This is a genomic window from Lacibacter luteus, assembly GCF_004118265.1.
In the GTDB taxonomy this organism is placed as follows: domain Bacteria; phylum Bacteroidota; class Bacteroidia; order Chitinophagales; family Chitinophagaceae; genus Lacibacter; species Lacibacter luteus.
In genome coordinates this window covers 73,093-95,113 of record NZ_SDHW01000008.1, presented here as the reverse complement: position 1 = coordinate 95,113, position 22,021 = coordinate 73,093, and the positions used below count along the sequence as shown (strand labels likewise).

The window sequence follows — 22,021 nt, the reverse complement described above, 5'->3', positions numbered from 1 at the left end:
TCGATGATGATTTATTGAGAATTTAAAATTGTACTGGTGCAAATGTAAACATCCACTTCACAGGGTTTTGCCAGTCTTTTCCTTTGAAACTACCAACAGGTGCTTTTAGCAACACCGTGTTCCATCCTTTTTTTAACGGAATGCTTGTTGGCATACGATACTGATAACCTTCATCCGCCAATGGCAATTCGCTGTTTCCTTTTTGACCTGCATGTTTCCATTCTGGAGCGGGAATTAATTTTCCGTTCACCCACACTGCACTTTGTTTAGCATCCCATGCATTTGCCGGAGGTGGATCAGTTGCAGGTGAGCGTGAAAGATTATTAAAACCGATCCAGAACTGTTTCGTTTCATCTTCATCGCTCCAGATCTTTGTTACTGCATACCAGGTAGTACTGTCTTCTGCATTAGCAATTGCTCCTTTAATCAACGGCGCCCACCAATGGCGCAGCATCACTGTTGCACCAACCTGTTCAAGTGTTGGTTTTGTTTTATCTGCATCAAAACTTTTTTGCTCCGGTGAAAATTGTTTTGCAAGATCACCATTGTTTGCAAACGGACCATACAATTTCCAAACAAGATCAGATTGATTAGTATAAGGAAATGGCAGCTTAGAATAGAATTGTTGTTTGTGATCGAGCAAGCGTTTTTCAAATGCAGCAAAAGCATTTGCTCTTGTTGTATTCGGTTCGCCGATGTTTGCCACCCAGCCATCAACACCGCCACCCTGCCAGCTGCGTTCTGCAAAAGCCAGCATGCCGGGATAAACAGGATTCATGTTGAGGACATCTTCTTCTTTACTCACAGCTCTGTCATGCCACATACAAATGGTGCCGCCGAGAGTTGTTGCATCGCCTTTTTCTTTGTCTGCAATTTTGCGGTTGAAAATTGTTGTGACTGCTTCCAGCGGATCCATGTGATTCAAATACAAATGCCGTGAATCAATAAACTGAATTTGATTGTTGGATGTGTGATGTGCATTATCATCCATCCATAACTGACGGATAGTACTGTTGCTGAAATTACCACCCGGTTGCCAGCCGATCACTTTCTTACCCATGCTTTCGATGAATGCTGTTACTTCCGGGACAAAGTTTTTGTTGGTGATCTTTACTTCATCTGCACCAATATGGATATAAGGCACATCATAAGTTCTAATAAACTCTTTGAGAATATTTTTAACGATGATTAAACCGCTGTCACTCTGCATATCGGTTTTCATGGCACGCTTAAAAGCTGCACTATGACCGGGCATATCAATTTCAGGCACAAATGTGATATGCCGTTCTTTACAATAAGCGATCAGTTCTTTGATCTCTGCTTCATTGTAATACATGCCTTTGTTGCGGAGCATGTGTTCGAGTGCAGTGAGTTGCGGGTATTTCTTGATGGCAATGCGCCATGCAATATCTTCTGTTGCATGGAAATGAAAGATGTTGAGTTTGTTGGCTGCCATTACATCGATCTGTTGTTTCAGCAACGGCATCGACATATAATTTCTTCCCACATCGATCATATACCCACGCCAGCTGAAGGCAGGCCAGTCAGTAATACTCACCGCATCGATCATCGTTTCAGAACGCAACAACTGTTTCAATGTTTGTGTAGCATTGAAAATGCCGTGTGCAGTATTGGCAACCAGTTTTACATAAGAAGTATTTACATCAAGCTGATAGGCTTCACTTTCATTTTGTGCTGATTTCACGTTACCCAATCCAATTTCAATAAACGATTCGCCTGCAGCTGCTTTATCAGTCAACTTCATTTCCCATCCGATCGATTGCAGGTATCGTTGCAACTGTGATGCTTCGTTCGACAGGCTATTATCGTTTACCACAATCGTTTTGCAATTGTACATTGCAAATGCGCCCTGCTTCCATTTCAGTTGCTGAGGTTGCGGAATCAGTGCTGCTTTGGGTTGCAGATCGTACACATAGGGGTAGATGACATGCTTCCACAACAAATAAGCTCTTCCCATTAAATGCAACCCATCGTTGCTTAACTCCGGTTTCAGTTTACCGTTTTCATTACTGAATGAATTATACAGATCAACATACTGGTAGCGATGGGCCACAGCATTTGCTTTTAACTGCTCGTTTACTTTTTTAATGAGCTCAGTATTTTTTGTATGACCTGCAAACTTGCCATACAATTCATTCACCGGTAAAATACTCTGCACATATAATTTTGTTTTGGGCGATTGTTGCTTTATGTAATCAGCGATCAGTAACATGTTCTTCAACACACTGTCGGCACTAACACCTCTTGCCAGATCGTTTGTACCAATGAGTAAAAATATCTTTGATGGTTTCCTGTTTGTAACAACGGGCAGACGATGCAAGACACCCGCTGTTACATCACCGCTGATGCCGTGGTTCTTCATCCGCAGATCATTAAACAGTTGTGCCCACTCTGATCCATCGGTAATACTGTTGCCCAGAAAAATAATTTCATCTTTCGTTTGCGGCATCGATTGAAAAAAAGTTACACGTTGATGATAGTAAGTTGAAAACATACTATCGTGTAGCAGTGGCAGTTTTACCTGTGCTTTTCCATTGGCAACAATCAATAACAAAGCTGTAAGCAACAGCAACGATATCTTTCTGAAAAAAATATTCATGTTCTATTTAAAATCACTCCATGCGAAGCGGTAAGTTTTACCTTTCACTGTTTTTAGTTTTATTTTCTTTCCTGCATAAAGCAGTGTACAATCTGCATTATTGTTTGCAAGCACCCAACAGTTCACAAGCTTTCCATTTTTCCAATCTATACTGATATTAAACCCGTTTCTTGCACACAAGCCTTTTACTGATCCTGTATGCCATCCAGCAGGCAGTGCGGGCAACAACTCAATTTCTTCTTCATTGCTCTGCAACAACATTTCTGCTAGACCGGCAGTTGCACCAAAATTCCCATCGATCTGAAACGGCGGATGTGCACAGAATAAATTCGGATAAGTACCACCGCCACTCATCTTAATACCATCGCCGCTCACAACAGGTTTCACCAATTGCTTAAACATCTGCAATGCATGTTCACCATCATGCAGACGTGCCCAAAAGTTGAGTTTCCATGCCATACTCCAACCTGTACCTGCATCGCCACGTTGCAACAATGTTTGCTTTGCTGCTTCTGCAAGTGAAGGTGTTTTGTTAACCGAAATTTCGTCGTAAGGATGCAAACCATACAAATGCGATACATGGCGATGATGCGGTTCACCATCTTCCCAATCATTCACCCATTCATTCAAATCACCTTTTGCACCAATTTGATTTGGCGCTAACTGTTTTACAGTTGTGGTTAATTCGTTACGCCATTGTGCATCTGTTTTTAATACCGTTGATGCTGTAATACATGCGTTGAACAACTCCCTGCATATCTGCATATCCATTGTTGGCCCCATGCATGTGTTGCCTACAAAACCATTCGGCATTTTATAGGCATGCTCAGGTGAATTGGATGGCGCTGTTACCAACCAGCCATGTGTTGGCTCTTTTATTAAGATGGATTGTAAAAACTGTGCTGCTCCTTTCAAGACTTGGTAATATTTTTTTAAGAAGGCCGTGTCTTTGGTGAAACGATAATGCTCCCAGATATGTTCGCACAACCATGCACCACCTGTTAATGTTGATCCCCATGCTGCGCCTTCACCTGGTGATGTAAAGAACCAGGGATTACTGATGACATGCGCTACCCAACCATTTGCATTGTAATAAGCCTTCGCCGTTTTAGTTCCGTTATTTACCAATGAAGATGTAAAACGATGCATCGGCTCGGCAAGTGAACTTAAGTTGGTTAACTCTGCCGGCCAGTAATTCATTTGTATGTTGATGTTGAGATGATAATCGCCATTCCACGGAGTTTGATATTCAACAGCCCACAAGCCCTGCAGGTTTGCAGGTAACAAACCGGGACGGGAAGAAGAGATGAGCAGGTATCGTCCGAAGTTGAAATACAATACAGGCAGTTGCAGATCTTCTTCGCCTTTGTTATAATTAATGAGACGTTGATTGGTGGTTAATGCTGCTATCTTTTTTGTGTCAGGCATAGTCCAGCGACAACGATTAAAAAGCTGCTGAAAAGCTGCTGTACTTTTTTGTTGTGCCGCAGCATACGAAGTCTGTTTCGATTTTTCGATATACTGAAATGCTCTTTCAATAATATCTTCTGTTGTAAGACTACCGGTTTTGTTATCGTAATTTGTAACCGATGAAATACGTATCAGGCATTCAGTTGCATTTTCGATTACCAATTCATTTCCTTCCTGTTTAATTGTTCCGTCTTTTACTGAAGGTTGAGCAACCGTTACAAACTCCATTCCTTTATCAGTTCCCGATGGCAGTTGCCCCATCATGGCAATCGTATTCTTCTTTGTTTTGATCTGTGCATTTTCCTTTCTGTACAAAGAAAGCACAACGTTGATGCTGCCTTTTTTTGTAGTTGATAAACGCACCCATGTAATATCATTTACAAAATCGGTAAATATTTCTTCTGTATATGTTGCAGCATTGCGTGTGAATGTTGTGGTAGCAATTGCTTTCTCCAGATCGAGTACACGGTTATAGTTTGTCACAACTGCATTACTGTCTTTCCAACTGATGAACAGATCGCCCATGGTTTGATAAGCACCATACTTTTCATTTGCACCTCTGCCGTGTCCCGATCCCTTTCCTTTTGAAATAAAATGTTGTTGTAAAATATCCTGTGCGGCTTTGTTATTACCTGCCAGCAAATGATCCTGTATCGGTTTCAGGTATTGAAAAGCTGTTTCATCATCTGCATCCTGCGGACCACCACTCCACAATGAAATTTCGTTGAGAGCAATGCGTTCTTTTTTTATATCGCCAAACATCATTGCACCTAAGCGGCCATTACCTAACGGCAAACTTTCGGTGAAATGTGTGGCAGGTGCATTAAAACGAAGTGTTACATCGTTGCGTTGAGCAGTGCTTACAACTACTGAGAAAAGAAAAACAACGGAAGCAATCAAATACTTATTCATTCAACTTTTAGTTTAAAGGTGGAAGCCGGCAATTGTTCAGCATTCAGCAAATTACCTTTACTGAATGGTTGCCAGCCATAATAAATATAGGCAGGCTTTTGTTTCGTTTTCACTAACACATGTTTATTCTGAATGAAAGCCTCAGTTACTTCTTCACCATCAATAGAAAAACCCTGCAACAATTCGTTATTTTTTGTTTGCAAACCATCTGCATAACGGAAAGAAATAATTACCTGCCCGTTCGTATAAACAGCTTTCACAGGTAGTGGGCCGGAAGGAACAATTTCCTTTTTGCCATAAGTAGTATATAAAGCCCATCTTGCCAAACGTTCACCTACTGCTTTTTTATTGGTGGGATGTACATCATTCTTAGCACCAACATCACTACAAACTGCCATACCGCCATTCTTTACATCAGCCAGTAATTTACGTTGCTCATCTCTGAACATGTGCCACAGTGGGCGTTCAATAGAAGATAACTGCACCCAATAAAAAGGCATATCTGCTTGTTTCCATTGCAGCCGATAATCATCGATCAACAACTTTATTAACGACCGGTATTCGTTTACACGTTCAATCTCTTCTGCATTCGTTTCGCCCTGGTACCAAAGCACGCCTCTTACCGGAAACTGAAGCAATGGCTCGATACCTGCCGTGTAAGCAAAGCCCGGTTTGTATGCATGATTGGGACCAAGTTCATCTGCAGGTACAAAAGATAGATTGCCTACATTTTCACTACCACGTTGACGCATCCATTTCGGCAATGCATCATTGCTTAACCAATTACCTTTTACTTTCTCTGCAAACTGTTTACTGTTACGCATTGCATCAACACGTATAAACGTTTCAGCAGGTGCGCCGCCAATAGAAAGATTGATCAAACCGATTGGAACATGTTCATTTGCAACTATGCTTTTGGCAAAATAATAAGCTACCGCACTCATGGTTTGTACGGTACTTGAATCGCAAAGCTCCCATCCGTTCCATAAATAAAAACTGTCTTCATTTAAACGACGTGTGAGTGAATCGGTATAAGCCACGCCATACACATAACGACCGGCAGGAGGCGGATTCATAAAACGGATCATTGGTTGATTTGCTTTGAGCTTCTCTTCATTCCAATGCATTTCCTTTTTCATTGCCCACTCCATATTACTTTGTCCCGAACATATCCATACATCACCAATCAAAATATTCGAAAACAGAACAGCGGTATCAGCACTGCTCACATAAAGCGTTTGACTTTCTGTGTTTGCTTTTTGCTTTGGTAAATAAACGATCCAGGATGAATCGCTTTTTGTGACAGTGGTACTCCTATTTCTGCCCAATCTTACTTCAACAGTATTTCCGGGAATGGCTTTTCCCCAAACAGCAATTGGCTTTTCTCTTTGCAAAACCATATTGCCCGAAAAAACAGTTGCCACCGAAAACTGAGCGGTGGCAACAATGGGAAAAAAAAGTAAACCAAATGACAAGTATTTCATTGTCTTAACAAGTAAATATGCTCCTGTAAATAACATAAAATAATTCTTCTACGAACGCTCAACCGTATGCGCAAAAATCATTTCAGCAAATGTTCCTTCAGTGTCTGCATACAATACCATTCCTGTCGTGGCAAATGAAATGGCCCTTTGAATAAATTTCCTTTTGCTGTTTGTGCAATACTACCATCACGATGCAGGTAACCAAACCACTCACCGTTTTCTTTATCGTGAAAATGACTGTACGCATATTCATGCACCTGTTTATGCCATTGTGCATATTTTTCGTTACCTGTCATTAAATACGCAAGCAAAGTAGCAATGATCACTTCGTTGTGCGGCCACCAAAATTTCATATCCTGCCAGTATTCCTGCACAGGTTTATTATACACATCACGGAAATACAAAATGCCTCCATGCTCTTTATCCCATCCACGCTCCCACATATAGTCGAGCATTTTGCAACCAAGTTCAATCAGGTGCGGATCGTTGTTACGGTGTTTTGCTTCGTGCAGAATAAACCATGCACCTTCAATAGCATGACCGGGATTGAGTGTGCGCCCATCAATATGATCGATGATGCTTCCATCAGGCGCCACCTGTTCCATCACACATTTGATATCATCTTTTACAAAGTAAGTTTCAATATCGCTAATCCATTTTGTTATCCATTCATCGCAACGATCATCACCAATCACCTCTCTTAACTGTTGCGCTGTATTAGTCATGATCATGGGCACACCAATACCACGTGTTGGTCGGGTGCCGGTAAACTTTGCAGGCAATGTTTTTTCACCACTTGCGTAGGCAATACATTCGCCAAATACTCTTCTTGCATTGGCAGCTGCTTCTTCACTGCCGCTTGCTTTTGCATAAGCCGCAGCAGCAATTACATAAAATGTTTCGGAGAAATAATAACGACGCTTACGGATTGGCTGCCCATCACGTGTTACATGAAAGAACATTTGACCGTCACTGTCAAAGCAATGTTTGTTGAGAAATTCATAACCCAACTTTGCACCATCCAGCCATTCCTGTTTTTGCTCAACGGTGTTGTACAAGGTTGATAAAAGCCATGTAGCTCTTCCCTGTATCCACACTGCTTTGTCATCATCGATCAATGAACCATCTGCATCACGCATTAATAAAAAACCACCATGTTCTGTATCGAACGAACCGGGAAACCAAAACGGAACGGTATCATTCAACAACTGGTTGCTGTAAAATTGCTGCAAAGCAACCAGGTCTTCTCTTGTATAAGCCATCAACTGATTTATTTAATGATATCATTTACAGGAATACGGATAAAATACATGGCACCTGTGCCTTCGTAAAACAATCCGAGATGATGGTCATCGATCCTCGACAAAACAGAATAACCCCAACTTCCTCTTGCATCGATCAGCAATTCATTGGCAGGCAACCATGTTTCTCCCATATCAAGACTTGCTTTCACAGTAGTATTGATCCTTGCACGATCGGAATTAACGTTGCTGAAGAACAACACATCTTTCATTTGTCCTTTTACATTTACTCTTGCTTTAATAATGCTGGCCTGGCAAACAGGATCGATCAATGCTTCATAAGAAGTTGCATGCTCTGTCCATGTTTGTCCCATATCTTTTGTTGTTGCCACACTTCTGTAACGTCCACGGTTATCACGCATGTTCAGCATTAATGTGCCGGGAGTTGTTTCTACTACCTGCGCTTCTGTTGTGTTGCTTTTTGCACCCACGCCACTCTTCCATGTTTTACCATGATCGTTGCTGTAGATAATCGATGAATGCGGAATACCAACGGAAGAAGGTTTTGTTGTTTCATCCCAATACTGCGATGGAAAAACCAATGTGCCGTTTTGCATAGCAATACCATTACCCGGACCATTGAAATACAAATGCCACGCAGGATTTTTTACCTGTTCGGTAATGCTGTACGGCTTGCTCCATGTAACACCATCATCATCGCTGCTCACGAACACAAACTGTCCTGTTGTATCGGGTGAAAGTCCCGGCTTTGAACCTGCAATGGAACGATTGCCTTTGCTCCACAATGCAGCTACCCATAATTTTTTTGTAACAGGATCGAAAAGAATACAAGGATCACCAATGCCATTGTTTTCATGCGGCTCGCCCATGTCCATAATAATTTTCATTGGCTGCCATGTTTGTCCGCCATCGGTACTACGACTCATACCCACATCAATATTACCGGGAAGATCAGCACTGTTTTTATAACGCACATCATACACAGTAATCAATGTTCCTTTATTGGTAGTGATCATACCTGGTATGCGATAAGAATGTACATTGTCTTCAGCAGCCAAACGCACTGCTTCTGCTACACGATGCACATTAGAAGTTTTCACCGTAGCTGTGCTTGCTTTTTCAACAACCAAGTGCTTTTCGTTTTTTGTTGTAACTAACTGTGTTGCTTTTGCAAAAAACTTACTGCCTACGATTGCATTTTCATTAAGCGTTACAGAGACAAGTAAATTGATGATGCCAGGATTGACAGTAAGATCGATCGGCAATACAGTTGTTGCTGTTATTTTTTCGGACGATGTCAGTAATACCGCCGATTTGTTCAATACTGCCTCGGTGTTTGCATTGTACAATTCAATTTTGCTGATAGCAGCCACTGCCGCTTTATCAAAACTCAGCTGCAGTTGCTTATACGTAACTGTTTTACCTGCGGGCACATAAATGCGTATCTGCATCAGTAAATTCTGATCAACTCTTTTTACAGCAGGAACTACCGGCGATATAGCAGTAATTTTAATAATTGATTTGCTTTGTGCAAATACAACTGGTGCAGCTATTAACAAACACCACACTAAAAAATAAAATCTCTTTTTGTTCATATCAATCGTTTACACTTTACTGATTAATCAACACTTGTTGATTTAGGTTTAAGAAATAACAATTGCACAACCAAAGCCACCAATACAATACCGGCCAACATGGCAAAATCTCTTCCCAGGTTTCCGGCATCAGTTGATTTGCCTAACCAATCGGTGATGAATGCACCCGCAAACACACCAACCATGTTCATCAGTCCATATGCTGTTGCTCTGTACTTTGATGAAACAAACTGGCAAAGGATGGGCATATTGTTCGCATCGAACATACCAAAGCCGAAACCAAAACAGAATGCTGCACCAATTACACTGAACAACGAACTTCCGAAACCAACAAACAACAACGAAGGGATGGTTAAACCCAAACCTATGGCACTGGTATAAATTCTTCCACGAATATTTTTCTGCACCCAGCGATCGGACAAAATACCACCGAAGATGACACCGATAAAAGATGATGCTGCAATGGTGATGGTTGATAATGGACCTGCTTTCGACATATCAATTTGTAAGCTATCGGCAAACAATGTCGGCAGCCAGTTCTTTACGCCCCAGCCAGGCAAACTTGGTACTGCGAAATACAGTAAGATGATCCAGAAAGAAATATTGCTGAAGAGTAATGCAAGACCTTTTGTAATAGATGGCTTTTCTGTTTGTGTTGTTTCAATTGTTGTTGCTTTTTTCTCCCGCAGGAAAACCATCAGCACAACAGCATAACAAATACCGATCAAACCAAATGTATGAAAAGCAGTTTTCCAAGAGAAAGCTGATGCAATGGTTGCACCAAAGCCACCAAGCGCTTGCCCCATATACAAACCTGTCATGTGAATACCAACTGCCAGTGACCTTGTTTTATCGCTATGGTAATCGGCAATGAGTGATAAACCTGCAGGAATGTACAACGCCTCACTAACGCCCATGACAGCACGCAGCCAGTAAAGTTGTGTGAAGTTTTGTGCATAGCCCATCGTCCATGTAACTGCACTCCATACAAACAGACTGACAACAATGAGCCATTTACGGTTGATGCGATCAGCGATCATACCTGCAACGGGACTCATAAAACCATAGATCCATAAAAAGATGGCCATGAGTCTGCCGAAATTGGTAGCTGTTTGCAGCTCGGCAATATCCAGCATCATGGATGGTTTCATGGTGCTGAGCATTTGCCTGTCCATATAATTGAGCAGGGCCACTACCCAGAGTAAACCAACAACGATCCAGGGATATGATTTCGAACTACTCATTTTCGAGTTGTTGTTTTAACTGATAAAATAAACGAAGAACGAATCCCTGCTTTTATTTCTCCGCTTGGAAGAATAAAACAATCATTCCATTTCACTGCTGTAGTAGTAACAGGTGTATCGTAAGGAATGTTGCCGATCATTTGCCACGAATCAGCAATAATATCGTATGCTAATATTTCTTTACTGAACCCCGGATGATTGGTTTGCAGTTTTGCTTTCTCTTCGGTCAACCGTTGCTTTTCGTTTTCGTCTTTGCTGTTGTTGATGGCTGCAATTAATTCTTCTGTGCGATGAAAGGTTGCACCTTTATCACCACCAAACAACAAGATTTTGTTTTGATAAACAACACCACTGCCAGCACTTAATGCATAAGGCAGTGCTGCTTTTTCTGTCCACTGATTGGTTAAGGTATTGAATGTATAAACGGAGCTGTACAAATCGCTGATGCCGTTGCTGTTTTTCTTACGGCCACCTGCGAGATAAATTTCATTGTTAATTGCAAGCAATACTGCATGCGACGTTGGCTTGGACAATTGAGGTAACTGTTGCCAGCCACTTGCAATGTTATTGAGATCAAGTACGATGAACTGGTTGCTTGTTTCTGTTGCTGTTTCACCTCCACCCAAATAAATTTTCGAATCGACAACAGTCAACGATGCATTGGTAACAGCAAATGGAAGATCGGGCAACGATGTTGTTGCAACCGTTGTGTTGTTTATGGTAAGCAGGTACACTTTTTTGCTGAGACCATGTTCATTTTCACCACCTGCAACTACAATTCCTTTTGTTGTGGAACCACTTGCAGCATACGCAATGGCCTCGGTTAATTTTGTTTGCTGTTGCAAAACAAAGCGGCTTCCCTTCTTTGCATACACATACACATCATCGTAATATTTTTTCTTGCCGCCGTTCCAAGGCATGGCATCCGGAAAGTTTGCACCACCGGCAATTATTAATTTATTGTTGTGCACAGCAGCAACCATTCCGGCAAAACCTAATGCAGTTTGTCCGTTTGTGGTAACAGGAAGCTCTGCTGCAATACTCCATTGCAGTTTCAGCTCCTGTTTTTTCTGTGCTTGTATAGCTGTAGTAAAAAACATGAGAAGTGAAAGAAACGATATGTATAAACGGATCATTACTGTTTATGCATTCACTGCGGATTGTAAGCGTGATGAAAATGTATTGAAGCCAACTGCTTCCACGTCTTTCTTAAATAATTCAAATTCCGTTACTGTCATATTCTTTACAGGCAAACGGAACTCACCACAATCGATGCCCAGCAATTTCATATATGCTTTACCTGTTGCAATACCGCCGTACTTACCCAACAAAGTAATCATATCGATTGACTTTTGCTGTAAAGCATTCGCTGTTTTTAATTCGCCGTTGTTAAATGCATCGATCAAATCGTAATACAACGGCGCTGCATAGTTAAAGGTACTGCCAACTGCTGCTTTTGTACCCAATGCCAATGCCGGCAACATGTTTTCATCCCGTCCCCACAGCATATCATACTTCCCATCTTTGAAATTCATGCAGGAAAGAAAATCCATAAAATCTTCATGTGTGTATTTTATACCTGCAAAATTGGGAATAAGATCATCCACTGCTTTTAGTAATTCAATCATCGGGAAACCTACACCTGTTAACACCGGAATATGATAATAATAGAACGGCATATCAGGTACTACCGATGCAACTTCACTGCAAGCCTTCGCCAGCATTTCTACCGAAGCAGGTTTAAAATAAAATGGTGCTGTAAACGAAATAGCATCAAGCCCGATCTCTTTTGCATGCAAGGCCAGTTCTTTACAATCAGTTAAACAAGTGCCGCCCAGCAAAGGCATCACAATAAAACCGGCATCATCTTTTGTAACAGCAGCCCATGCTTCAGCTACTGCTTTCTTTTCGTTTAACGATAACGAAACACCCTCTCCTGTTGATCCGCAAATAAACGCACCTTTCACGCCGTTTGCTTTCAACATTTCATAATACGCCGGTATAATGGTAAGATTGAGTGAACCATCTTTATGCATGGGTGTAAATGGTGCGGCAATCAATCCTTCTAAATATTTTCTGTTCATATTCACAAGTTCTAAAATTTAGGTAATACTTTTTAAAACCGGGAGTAAGACTACTCCCGGTAAACTAACTGCTGATTATTAACTAACGATTACTGATTTATGTTCCGGGATAACCAATGTTTTGTTCAAGCGTTGGATCCTGGTTTAATGTTGACCGGTCGATAGGCCATAACAATTTGTACGATTGTGTTGCTTTATCCAACACACCAATCAATGGCAGATCGGTACGGAATGCAAGCGGATCGCCTGTTGCATCCTGCATGCGGCGCAGATCGTACCAACGTTTTCCTTCTGCAACAAATTCTTTTCCTCTCTCTTCGAAGATGGTAATTTCATTTGCTTCAAAACTTCCGTTTACATAAACAGGATATGGATTGCTGCCATAAGCACGCTGACGAACTGCATTGATCTCAACAGAAGGATCTTGTCCTTGCTTGTTCTTGATCTCAGCTAAGATCAACAATGCTTCTGCCCAACGATATACCGGTACATCATCTGCAAAACTTCTGTTGGTACCATCTATCGTGCCTAAGAATTTACGCAGGTTCACAAATTTGTTTGATGCAGTTGCTGTTGGTGTGCGATAAAAATCGAAGAAGGTTGATCGTGCACGCAAGTCGGTTGCAGTATCGTACTTCGTAAACAGATCGTATTTGTATTCGTAACGGATAATGGTACCGCCACCTGCAATTTTCAACGGATCAGCTGCAGATGCACCTGCCTGATCGGATGTTAAAGGCGCACCACCAACTGTTACAAAACTGCTCATCGGATCGGTTTGTGCATAGATAAACTGTCCATAGTTATTTGTTGCTTCACCAACCTGGTAACGCATCGCAAAGATCACTTCGTTGTTGCCTTTGTTGCCATACTTAAACACATCGGCAAAGCTGTTGAGTTTAGCAGTACGTGCAATTACATCTTCTACAGCTGTACGTGCTGTTGCAAGATCGGCAGTGGTAGTTGTTGGTGCAGCTCCATCGATCTTTACTTTCGCACTCCACAAATACACTTCTGCTTTCAGCATTTGTGTTGCCAGTAACGACCACATGGCTTTGCTGAATTTCACTGTATAGTTTGTACCGAAGTTGGTAGCCGAACGTTCAACATCTGCCTTAATAAAATCCAATGATTCCTTTTCTGTTTTTGTACGAGCTAAATATGCCTGCTCTGCAGATGTTGGTGTATTGGTCAACACTTTTGGTTCTGTTGCCAATGGCACACGACCGTAGGTTCGATACAGATGAAAGTAATAATAGGCACGGATGCCATAAGCCTGTCCGAGATAATATTTCTTATCTGCTTCAGCTAAGAAATCTGCTTTCTCTACATTGTAAATAAACAGATTTACCTGGAAGATAGGACCATACAAACCTGCCCAACTGCTCACGCCTGAACTTGATTCACGCAAATCCTGGCGAATAATATTTGCAGAGTTGAGTGATGATGTTCCGGTTGCACCTGTTGCATCTTTAAACACACCTCCACGTAATTCAGCAAGTGTGAAAAATGTAAATTGAAAACCTCTCAGTTGATTATGTAAACCAACCATAGCACCGTCTACCTGAGCAGCGGTTTTCCAGAAGTTTCCACTGGCATAATAATCTTCCGGCGCCAGTTCTAATTTTTTGCAGGCATTCATCGAAACGATCATTGCCAGCAGAAACAAACCATTGAATATCTTTTTCATCTTTATAACTATTGAAATGAATTAAAATGTTACCTGTGCACCAAAAATGATAATGCGTGGAAGCGGATAACCACCTGCGCCTGCTGCTGAGTTGGCTATACTTCCCGATTCAGGAGAGTACAACGTTGCTTTACTTAAGTAAGCAACATTCTGCATGGTAACAGAAAAGTTAATGCCCTGGCTTTTGATAGCATTTGCCCACTGTAACGGCAATGCATAGTTGATGTTGATCTCACGCAATGCGAGGTAATCGCCTTTTTTATAGAACATGCTTGACTCACGCAATACGTTGTTCTTAAACAACTGATCGGCCCAATAGTACGTTGGATACTTTGCATTCACATTTGTTGGAGTCCATGTATCGTACACATCTTTAATGGTGTTGAATGTACCTTGTGCATTACCCATGAACCAGGCACGTGGACCATCATACGCTACAAAGCCCAACGCATAATCGAAACGTGCACTTACTGACAAACCTTTCCAACGTGCAGAGGCAGAGAAACCACCTGTGAAACGGGGAACAGTACGACCCATGTAAACACGATCACGAAAATCAATGGTATCATTCTGATCAACATCTTTCCAACGCACATCACCCAAAGCAATGTTGTAATAGTTTGCACGTTGTGCTGGTGTTAATGCAGCCCATTTTGCAGTACCTAATAAAATTTTTGCACCGTTCAGATCAACACGGTTACCATGTGCATCCAACTCCGCTTGTGTACGGTACAATCCATCAGCCACATAAGCATACGCAACGTTTGGATCCTGTCCTTGCTGTGTACCGCCAACCCAGATCATTTTCTTTTGTGATGGATCCCAAACCTGGAAACCACCTTGTCTGTTGTTCTCTAATCCATTGTTAGGAAGCTTCAATACTTTGTTGGCATTGTATGCAAAGTTTGCAGCAACATCAACCTGGAAATCTCTTTTACGGATGATGGAATAGTTTACATCCACTTCCACACCCTGGTTCTGCATACTACCGTTGTTGGTTGTTAAACTGGTAATACCAGAAGTTGCAGGTAAGTTGAAGCTTGAGATTTTGTTTGATGTAATACGCTTGTAAAATGCGATGGTGAAATCGATCTTACCAAGAATATTTCCTTCTGCACCTGCTTCGTAAGTAGAAGAACGTTCCCACAACAGATCAGGAAATGGTGGTGTTGAAAACAAATAACCTGTTGATGTGTTATAACGGTTAACACTATAACCACCTTGCAAACCATACGCACTGATGCCGCTTACGTTACCATTCTGTCCATAGCTTGCACGCAACTTGAGTGCGTTGATCCATTTTACATTGAAGAAATCTTCTTTGTGCAAATTCCAACCAACAGACACACCCGGGAATGTACCCCAACGGTTGTTGATGAGTTTTGAATAACCATCGCTACGAACTGTTCCTGTTACCAGGTATTTTTCTTTGTAATCGTAAGTAGCACGACCAAAGAATGAAAGAATGCGTTGACGTTCGTGGTATGAATCAACCGATGGTTGTGTTGTTGCATCACGACGAACATATTGCAGATCAAGAAAATCGTCTGACGGTGCCTGTGAGCCTGATGCAGAAAGACCATAGGTATAAATATCATAGTATTCCGAACCGGCCATTACATCAAGGTCATGATCACCAAAACTTTTATTGTAATCGATCACTGCATTATAAGTTTGACTTAAACTGCGGCCAAACGATGCAGATGATGAACGTGTACGATTAATGTTACCGGGGCTTTGCAGAAAATCTCTGTCAAAGCTTTCGTTAAAACCTTCATCGTAAAACAGGTTGGCACTTGTTTTTAAATACAGGTTTTTCAACAGATCAATTTTAAACCCTTGTGAGATCGTGAACTTATCGCTGTTATTGTTACGGATAAATTTTGCATCGTTCACCAATGGGTTACCATCGCCTCTGTCTCTACCAACAAGCAATTCACCTTTCTCGTTCCAGCCACGCATGGTTGGAGGTGCACCTAATGAACGTGAGAGATAGTTACCTTCTGAATTAGTAACAGGATCACGCCATTTTGCATTGGCAAAGTTTAAGTTAGAAGTAGAAGTCAACCAAGGACGTATCTTGTATTCACTGTTCAACACAAATGTGTAACGGCGATAGAATGTATTGATGGGCAAACCTTTTTCATCGTACATACCAAAGCCTGCATAATATTTTCCTTTATCGTTACCGCCACTCATCGATACGTTGTGATCCTGTGTTAAACTGTAATCACGCAATGCGTAATCTTTATAATTAAAATTGCGGAAGATGAGTGTGTCTGTTCCGTTGACGGGATCGATCATGGTTTCCCAACCATCATTCAGCTTATGACGGTTTGTGTTATCGAGTTTCATGGTACTCCAAACACCCAATGAGTTGGCGTTACCATCAATTACATTCCCGCTTCCATCGAGATAACGGTTACCTGTACCAAAAGGACCGGCAGCAGTTAATTGTGATAAACGTGATGCATCATAAATACCGGAAGTCTTTACTGCATTACGGGAGTAGTAGAGATAATCTCTTGCATTCAAAAATTCAAACGGAAGATTCAAACGGTTAACACCCACTTTTGAACCCACGGTAATTTTTGATGTACCTGCTTTTCCTTTTTTCGTGGTGATAAGAATTACACCATTGTTTGCACGTGCACCATAGATAGCTGTAGCCGATGCATCTTTCAATACTTCCATCGACTCAATATCTTCCTGGTTTACTTCAAAGAAACCAGCACGCACCAAACCATCAACAAGAATCAATGGCGAGCCCGTACCATTATAGTTGGTACCGCCACGCAATACAATGCTGGGCACAGCACCGGGACGACCCGATGTTTGTTGCACACGCAAACCCGGAATAGTTCCTGCCAATGCAGAAGCCGGGTTTGAACGCACACCGGTTTGCAACACTTTTGGATCAAGCTTGCTAACCGACCCCGTGATCTTCGATTTCTTTTGCGTACCAAAACCCACCACTACCACTTCATCCATTTTTGTTGCAGATGGAGCAAGCGTAACAGTGAGATCGTTCGCAGTTTCAATTTTTACTTCCTGCGCAATAAAACTTACGCCTGAAAAAACAAGCACATCGCCGATAGCAGCACTAATGCTGAACCGGCCTTCAGCATCTGTTTTTGTTCCGGCTCCTTTTCCTTTTACAGTTACCGAAACATCGGGTACAGCCGCATTATCATCCTTTGATAATACCAACCCGGAAATTTTTACAGTTTGCGCTGATGCCTCTATTGAAAAGAGGCTCGTGATCAGCATAAACCCAAGCAGCAATAAAGATCTCATACAGCAGATTTTGTTTATTTTTGTATTATGTATGACATAATAAAGTTAACGAAGATTCTATCTTATTGCCAAATAAATTTTTTAGATTATATTAAGTAATTAAGAATCAATGCAGATTTTGAAAGCCAATGGGCCGATTTTCCTAATTTTGAATAATTAAGTATTACATAATATGACGAAAACACTCTTGAACGGACACCTGAAGACCATTGAAACCAGCAGCCTGGTGGATAAAGTTGAAGCCAACCTGGTGGAGTTACTGCAGCAGCAAAAGCTGAAAGTGGGCGACAGTATTCCCAAAGAAATTGAACTGGCGGAAGCGTTGGGTGTTAGTCGTACGGTTATACGTGAAGCGTTGTTGCGCTTACGATTGATGGGTTTGATCGAATCGAAAAAGAAGAAAGGTGCTGTTATTACCAGTCCGGATCTGTTTGGAAATCTTGACAAGAGTATGAATCCGCATATCCTTTCGCCGGAAACTTTAAAAGAAGTTTTCGAAATACGATTGGTGCTGGAAATTGGTATGGCCGATTTTCTTTTTCATCGTGTTACTAAAGATGATATCAAAGAATTAAAACAAATCGTAGCTAATGAACCACCAGCAGCACAGGATCATTTATTTAATGTGCAACATGAAATTGCTTTTCATGGAAAGCTGTACGAGATAACAGGAAATGAAACGATGAAAAAGTTCCAGCGCATGTTGCTACCTGTATTTGATTATGTACACAACAGCGGCCTATTGAAAAAACAACCTGCATTAAAAACATTCGTTTCGCATAAGGAACTGGTGGAGATATTAGAAAAAGGAACACCCGAACAATTCCGCAATGGTATGCGTAACCATTTGGAAAATCATTTTTCAAGGATATTTGAATAACATGCTTAAAATACAAACGGGCAACAATTGTTGCCCGTTTGTATTTATCAATTGCTACAATTTATTTGTTGAGATATTGCTTACTCATCTCATCGTACAACAGTAAATACTTATTCGACTTCCTATCGTTATCAAAAAACTTTTCCCATGTGCTGAGTGGTTCCCAAATACAGGTACCCTTCCCTTTTCCATTGGGCAAACTGAACGCAATTTTGTTCACTTCTTCTTTCAAGGCTGAATACTCAACAACGATCACATCTTTGTTGTAGCGACGAACAAGATCATTCAGATTATTTTCAAGATCAGCCAATGTGCCATGCCATTTTGGATAATACGATTGACCGATCACATCAAAATGAACGCCACGTGCAACCATGTTATCAATAAAGAAAACCGATTCGTTATTTTGTCCACCCAATGCCACATGCAGCATCATTTGTGTTTTTGGTTCAACCGCTTTTACTGCGGCCGTACCTGCACAAAGTAGTTGTGCCAGTTGATCAATGTTCGCCACGTTACCATCGGGCCACACAATACCATGATTGATCTCGTTGCCTACCTGCACCATATCGGGCAATGTGCCCTGTGCTTTCAATTCTTCCATCACCATCTTTGTATAATCGTACAAGGCTTTCTTCAACTCTTCAAACGAAAGACCTTTCCATGCCTTAGGCTTATATTGTTTTCCCGGATCAGCCCAATAATCGCTATAATGAAAATCAAGCAAGAGTTTTAATCCGGCAGCTTTCACACGCTTCGCCATTTGTTTGGTGTAATCAAGATTGCAGAAACCTTTCTTTGGTGAATAACCACTGTCTTGTGCAGGATCATGAAAAATGCGCAGGCGCACATAGTTAATGCCATGATCTTTGATGATCTCGATCGCATCTTTCGTTACAGCTTTATCAGAAAATTTCATCCCTCTTGCTTCAAGCTCCGGTAAGAAAGAAATATCTGCACCGATCATTTGATCAACCACTCTTGACTTTGCTTCTTCGCCTTTCAGTTTATATTTTTCATCAATCGTAATCGTTCCTGTTTTCGCAGGATCAACCGTGATCACATCCGTTGAACCGGTAAATAAATTATTCGCACTGGCTTCTACTTTAAACATACCGGCTTTTGTACCCGATTGAATGATCACCTGGCACTTACCATTGAACAAACTGCGTTGCCACAAACCATCTGCACATTTATCTGCTTCATGACTGCTGGGATCGCCATTGCCTACACCAATAATTTTGGCATCGCCTTCAACTTTAAAATAGATCATGTTGTTGGCATCGGGCACTTCTCTTCCTTCACGATCAACAACGGTTACATTCATTACCGTTGCATCTTTACCATCGGCAAGCATGGTTGTTTTGTACGGAGTCAACAATACTTCAACAGGCGCTCCCGTTGTTTCAACTTTTGATGTAAGCCTTTTACCTTTCTTGTACGCAACTGCTTCCAATTTGCCGGGCTCAAATTCTACTTTCCATTGCAGGTGACTATTGCGTGGCATATCTTTCTTGCCTAAGCTTTTTCCATTCAAAAACAGTTCTACATTATCAGCGTTACTGTTCACCCACACATCAATTTGTTTTTTCGGTTGTCCCCATTCGTTACGATGATTCCAGTGCGGAGAAATATGCAACACATCTTTATCCGTCCACCAGCTTTGATAGTAGTAATAAATATTTTTTGGAAAGCCACACATATCCATAATACCAAAATGCGAATTGCTGTTCGGCCATTTGTACGGAGTAGGTTCACCACGATAATCAAAACCTGTCCATACAAAACCACCTAACCAGAAATCGTTTGTCGCAGCAAGCGTCCACCAATCTTCTGCTTTGCTTGCCCACCACGGAGCAGTAATGTCCTGGTCGGGCACATAAGCTCGAATGGAATCTTTTACCAATGCACCACGTGTTGTAACAGTGCTGCCCATTTCTGTTCCAATGATCGGTTGATTGGGATGATCTTTATGATAATCGGCCACAGCAAAGTGACGATAGTTGAAACTGCGTACAGGAATCACTTCATTCACACCTCTATAAACATTCGCCAGATCAGCAGCATACGTACACGTACGTGTTGGATCGAGTTGTTTTTGTTTAGCGATAAATGTTTCGGCAATGCGTTTGCCAAATGAGTTGGTGTGGATCCATCCTTCTTCGTTACCAATGCTCCACATAAAAACAGAAGTACGGCTGCGGTCACGTTTTACCAAACGTTCAAACTGATCCATGTATTCAGCACCGCTGTTGAGCAAACGTTGTTCATCCATCACCAGCATACCCAAACTATCACATGCATCAAGTAGCTCCGGTGTTGGCGCATTATGACTGGTACGATAAGCATTCACACCCATCTCTTTCAACAGACCAATGCGGTAGTATTGCAAATAATCAGGCAATGCAGTGCCCACACCTGCATGATCCTGGTGATTGTTTGTGCCGTAAAGTTTGATTTGTTTTCCATTGAGAAAAACACCGTTTGTTTTTATTTCAACAGTACGGAAACCAAAACGCAGTTTCTGTTGATCGATCACTATTCCATTCTGTTTCAATTCCACCACTACACGATTCAGGTAAGGATTCTCCAGTGACCATAATGTTGGATTGTTGACAGCAATGGTTTGCTTGATGGTTTTTTCTTCAAGTACACCCAATGCAATGGACTGTTCTTTTCCAACTGCAATTTTATTGCCTGCCCTGTCGGTTACATAAGCAGCAACAGAATAATTTCCTGTACCGCCATATTCATTGATAAGGCTTGTCTCCACACTCAACGTTGCTTTGTTGCCGTTAATAGTGGCATAAGCAAACACGCCATCTGTTGCAATATGTGCACTTGGATAACTGTTCAACCACACATGACGGTAAATGCCTGCACCTTCGTAAAACCAACCTTCGTATTGTGTTGCATCAACTCTTACCACAATAACATTGCTGCGGTCGAAGTTGAGAAAATCCGTTACATCGTAATTCGCTCCTACATAACCGCTCTTGTTATTGCCCAAATAAAATCCGTTGATCCACACCTGTGCATCACGAAAAATGCCATCGAACTGCAGTTGAAACCTTCTGCCTGAATCTGCTTTCTCCAGTTTGAATTGTTTACGATACCAGCCAATACTTGTTGCAGGAAACAATCCACCAACAGGTTTGTATCCATGACTCTCCACATCAAAATTATCTACATAACTAAAAGGTAATTCAACCGCCCAATCGTGCGGAAGGTTGAGAGAGCGCCAACTGCTGTCGTTAAATTTCGGATCGATAGCCGTAGCAGCTCCTGCTCCTGATTTTGAAAAAATAGTTTTAATGCTGTAGTTGAAATCCTTTTCCGGATTGGCCGCATGACCAAATGCAAACTTCCAGTTGTTGTCGAAATTAATTTGTTTGCGTTGAGCAGAAGCAGTAAACAAACTGCATACAGTTAGTATGGCAAGAAAAAATACCCTCATCATTGTTTGATTGTTTTGCTAAGCCC

General features: G+C 41.5%; 12 protein-coding genes. 1 reads left to right on the top strand and 11 read right to left on the bottom strand.

Annotation, left to right across the window (positions count from 1 at the left end; translation table 11 throughout):
• Window positions 1–22 precede the first annotated feature (22 nt).
• The 10 genes from ESA94_RS19750 to ESA94_RS19705 form a co-directional block, all read right to left on the bottom strand.
• Entirely contained in the window at window positions 23–2,620 is a 2,598-nt protein-coding gene (locus ESA94_RS19750; protein WP_129132678.1) for a family 20 glycosylhydrolase, read from the bottom strand.
• A 3-nt stretch (window positions 2,621–2,623) separates the two neighbouring features.
• Window positions 2,624–5,002, bottom strand: a complete 2,379-nt coding sequence (locus ESA94_RS19745; RefSeq protein ID WP_205756025.1) for a glycosyl hydrolase family 95 catalytic domain-containing protein — start codon at window positions 5,000–5,002, stop codon at window positions 2,624–2,626.
• Complete coding sequence (locus ESA94_RS19740; RefSeq protein WP_129132677.1) at window positions 4,999–6,486, bottom strand: sialate O-acetylesterase; 1,488 nt, start codon at window positions 6,484–6,486, stop codon at window positions 4,999–5,001. Before ESA94_RS19740 ends, ESA94_RS19745 begins: the two co-directional genes overlap by 4 nt.
• 77 nt (window positions 6,487–6,563) lie before the next feature.
• Complete coding sequence (locus ESA94_RS19735) at window positions 6,564–7,748, bottom strand: AGE family epimerase/isomerase (RefSeq protein WP_129132676.1); 1,185 nt, start codon at window positions 7,746–7,748, stop codon at window positions 6,564–6,566.
• A gap of 8 nt (window positions 7,749–7,756) precedes the next feature.
• On the bottom strand, window positions 7,757–9,343 hold the full coding sequence (locus ESA94_RS19730) for a sialidase family protein (RefSeq protein ID WP_129132675.1): 1,587 nt from the start codon (window positions 9,341–9,343) through the stop codon (window positions 7,757–7,759).
• A 23-nt stretch (window positions 9,344–9,366) separates the two neighbouring features.
• Window positions 9,367–10,587, bottom strand: a complete 1,221-nt coding sequence (locus ESA94_RS19725) for an MFS transporter (protein WP_129132674.1) — start codon at window positions 10,585–10,587, stop codon at window positions 9,367–9,369.
• Window positions 10,584–11,723 carry a Kelch repeat-containing protein gene (locus ESA94_RS19720; RefSeq protein WP_129132673.1) on the bottom strand — a complete coding sequence of 380 codons (1,140 nt, stop codon included), beginning with the start codon at window positions 11,721–11,723 and terminating at the stop codon, window positions 10,584–10,586. The genes ESA94_RS19725 and ESA94_RS19720 overlap by 4 nt, the downstream gene beginning before the upstream one ends.
• Before the next feature lie 6 nt (window positions 11,724–11,729).
• Entirely contained in the window at window positions 11,730–12,671 is a 942-nt protein-coding gene (locus ESA94_RS19715; protein ID WP_129132672.1) for a dihydrodipicolinate synthase family protein, read from the bottom strand.
• 97 nt (window positions 12,672–12,768) lie between these two features.
• Window positions 12,769–14,361, bottom strand: coding sequence for a RagB/SusD family nutrient uptake outer membrane protein (locus tag ESA94_RS19710; RefSeq protein WP_129132671.1), 1,593 nt, complete (start codon window positions 14,359–14,361; stop codon window positions 12,769–12,771).
• Window positions 14,362–14,382: 21 nt separating this feature from the next.
• Window positions 14,383–17,658 (bottom strand): SusC/RagA family TonB-linked outer membrane protein, encoded by a 3,276-nt coding sequence (locus ESA94_RS19705; RefSeq protein ID WP_129132670.1) that lies wholly within the window; start codon window positions 17,656–17,658, stop codon window positions 14,383–14,385.
• A gap of 172 nt (window positions 17,659–17,830) precedes the next feature.
• Between ESA94_RS19705 and ESA94_RS19700 the strand changes: the two genes are divergently transcribed.
• Window positions 17,831–18,538, top strand: a complete 708-nt coding sequence (locus ESA94_RS19700) for a FadR/GntR family transcriptional regulator (protein WP_129132669.1) — start codon at window positions 17,831–17,833, stop codon at window positions 18,536–18,538.
• Window positions 18,539–18,599: 61 nt separating this feature from the next.
• Here the strand turns inward: ESA94_RS19700 and galA are convergent, their stop codons facing one another.
• Window positions 18,600–21,998: a beta-galactosidase GalA gene (gene galA / locus ESA94_RS19695; protein ID WP_129132668.1), complete on the bottom strand. Its 3,399-nt coding sequence runs from the start codon at window positions 21,996–21,998 to the stop codon at window positions 18,600–18,602.
• Window positions 21,999–22,021 lie beyond the last annotated feature (23 nt).

Coding starts and splice junctions, on each gene's coding strand:
- ESA94_RS19750 (WP_129132678.1), bottom strand. CDS start 2,620: ATGAATATTTTTTTCAGAAAGATATCGTTGCTGTTGCTTACAGCTTTG.
- galA (WP_129132668.1), bottom strand. CDS start 21,998: ATGATGAGGGTATTTTTTCTTGCCATACTAACTGTATGCAGTTTGTTT.
- ESA94_RS19725 (WP_129132674.1), bottom strand. CDS start 10,587: ATGAGTAGTTCGAAATCATATCCCTGGATCGTTGTTGGTTTACTCTGG.
- ESA94_RS19700 (WP_129132669.1), top strand. CDS start 17,831: ATGACGAAAACACTCTTGAACGGACACCTGAAGACCATTGAAACCAGC.
- ESA94_RS19705 (WP_129132670.1), bottom strand. CDS start 17,658: ATGAGATCTTTATTGCTGCTTGGGTTTATGCTGATCACGAGCCTCTTT.
- ESA94_RS19730 (WP_129132675.1), bottom strand. CDS start 9,343: ATGAACAAAAAGAGATTTTATTTTTTAGTGTGGTGTTTGTTAATAGCT.
- ESA94_RS19735 (WP_129132676.1), bottom strand. CDS start 7,748: ATGGCTTATACAAGAGAAGACCTGGTTGCTTTGCAGCAATTTTACAGC.
- ESA94_RS19710 (WP_129132671.1), bottom strand. CDS start 14,361: ATGAAAAAGATATTCAATGGTTTGTTTCTGCTGGCAATGATCGTTTCG.
- ESA94_RS19740 (WP_129132677.1), bottom strand. CDS start 6,486: ATGAAATACTTGTCATTTGGTTTACTTTTTTTTCCCATTGTTGCCACC.
- ESA94_RS19715 (WP_129132672.1), bottom strand. CDS start 12,671: ATGAACAGAAAATATTTAGAAGGATTGATTGCCGCACCATTTACACCC.
- ESA94_RS19745 (WP_205756025.1), bottom strand. CDS start 5,002: ATGAATAAGTATTTGATTGCTTCCGTTGTTTTTCTTTTCTCAGTAGTT.
- ESA94_RS19720 (WP_129132673.1), bottom strand. CDS start 11,723: ATGATCCGTTTATACATATCGTTTCTTTCACTTCTCATGTTTTTTACT.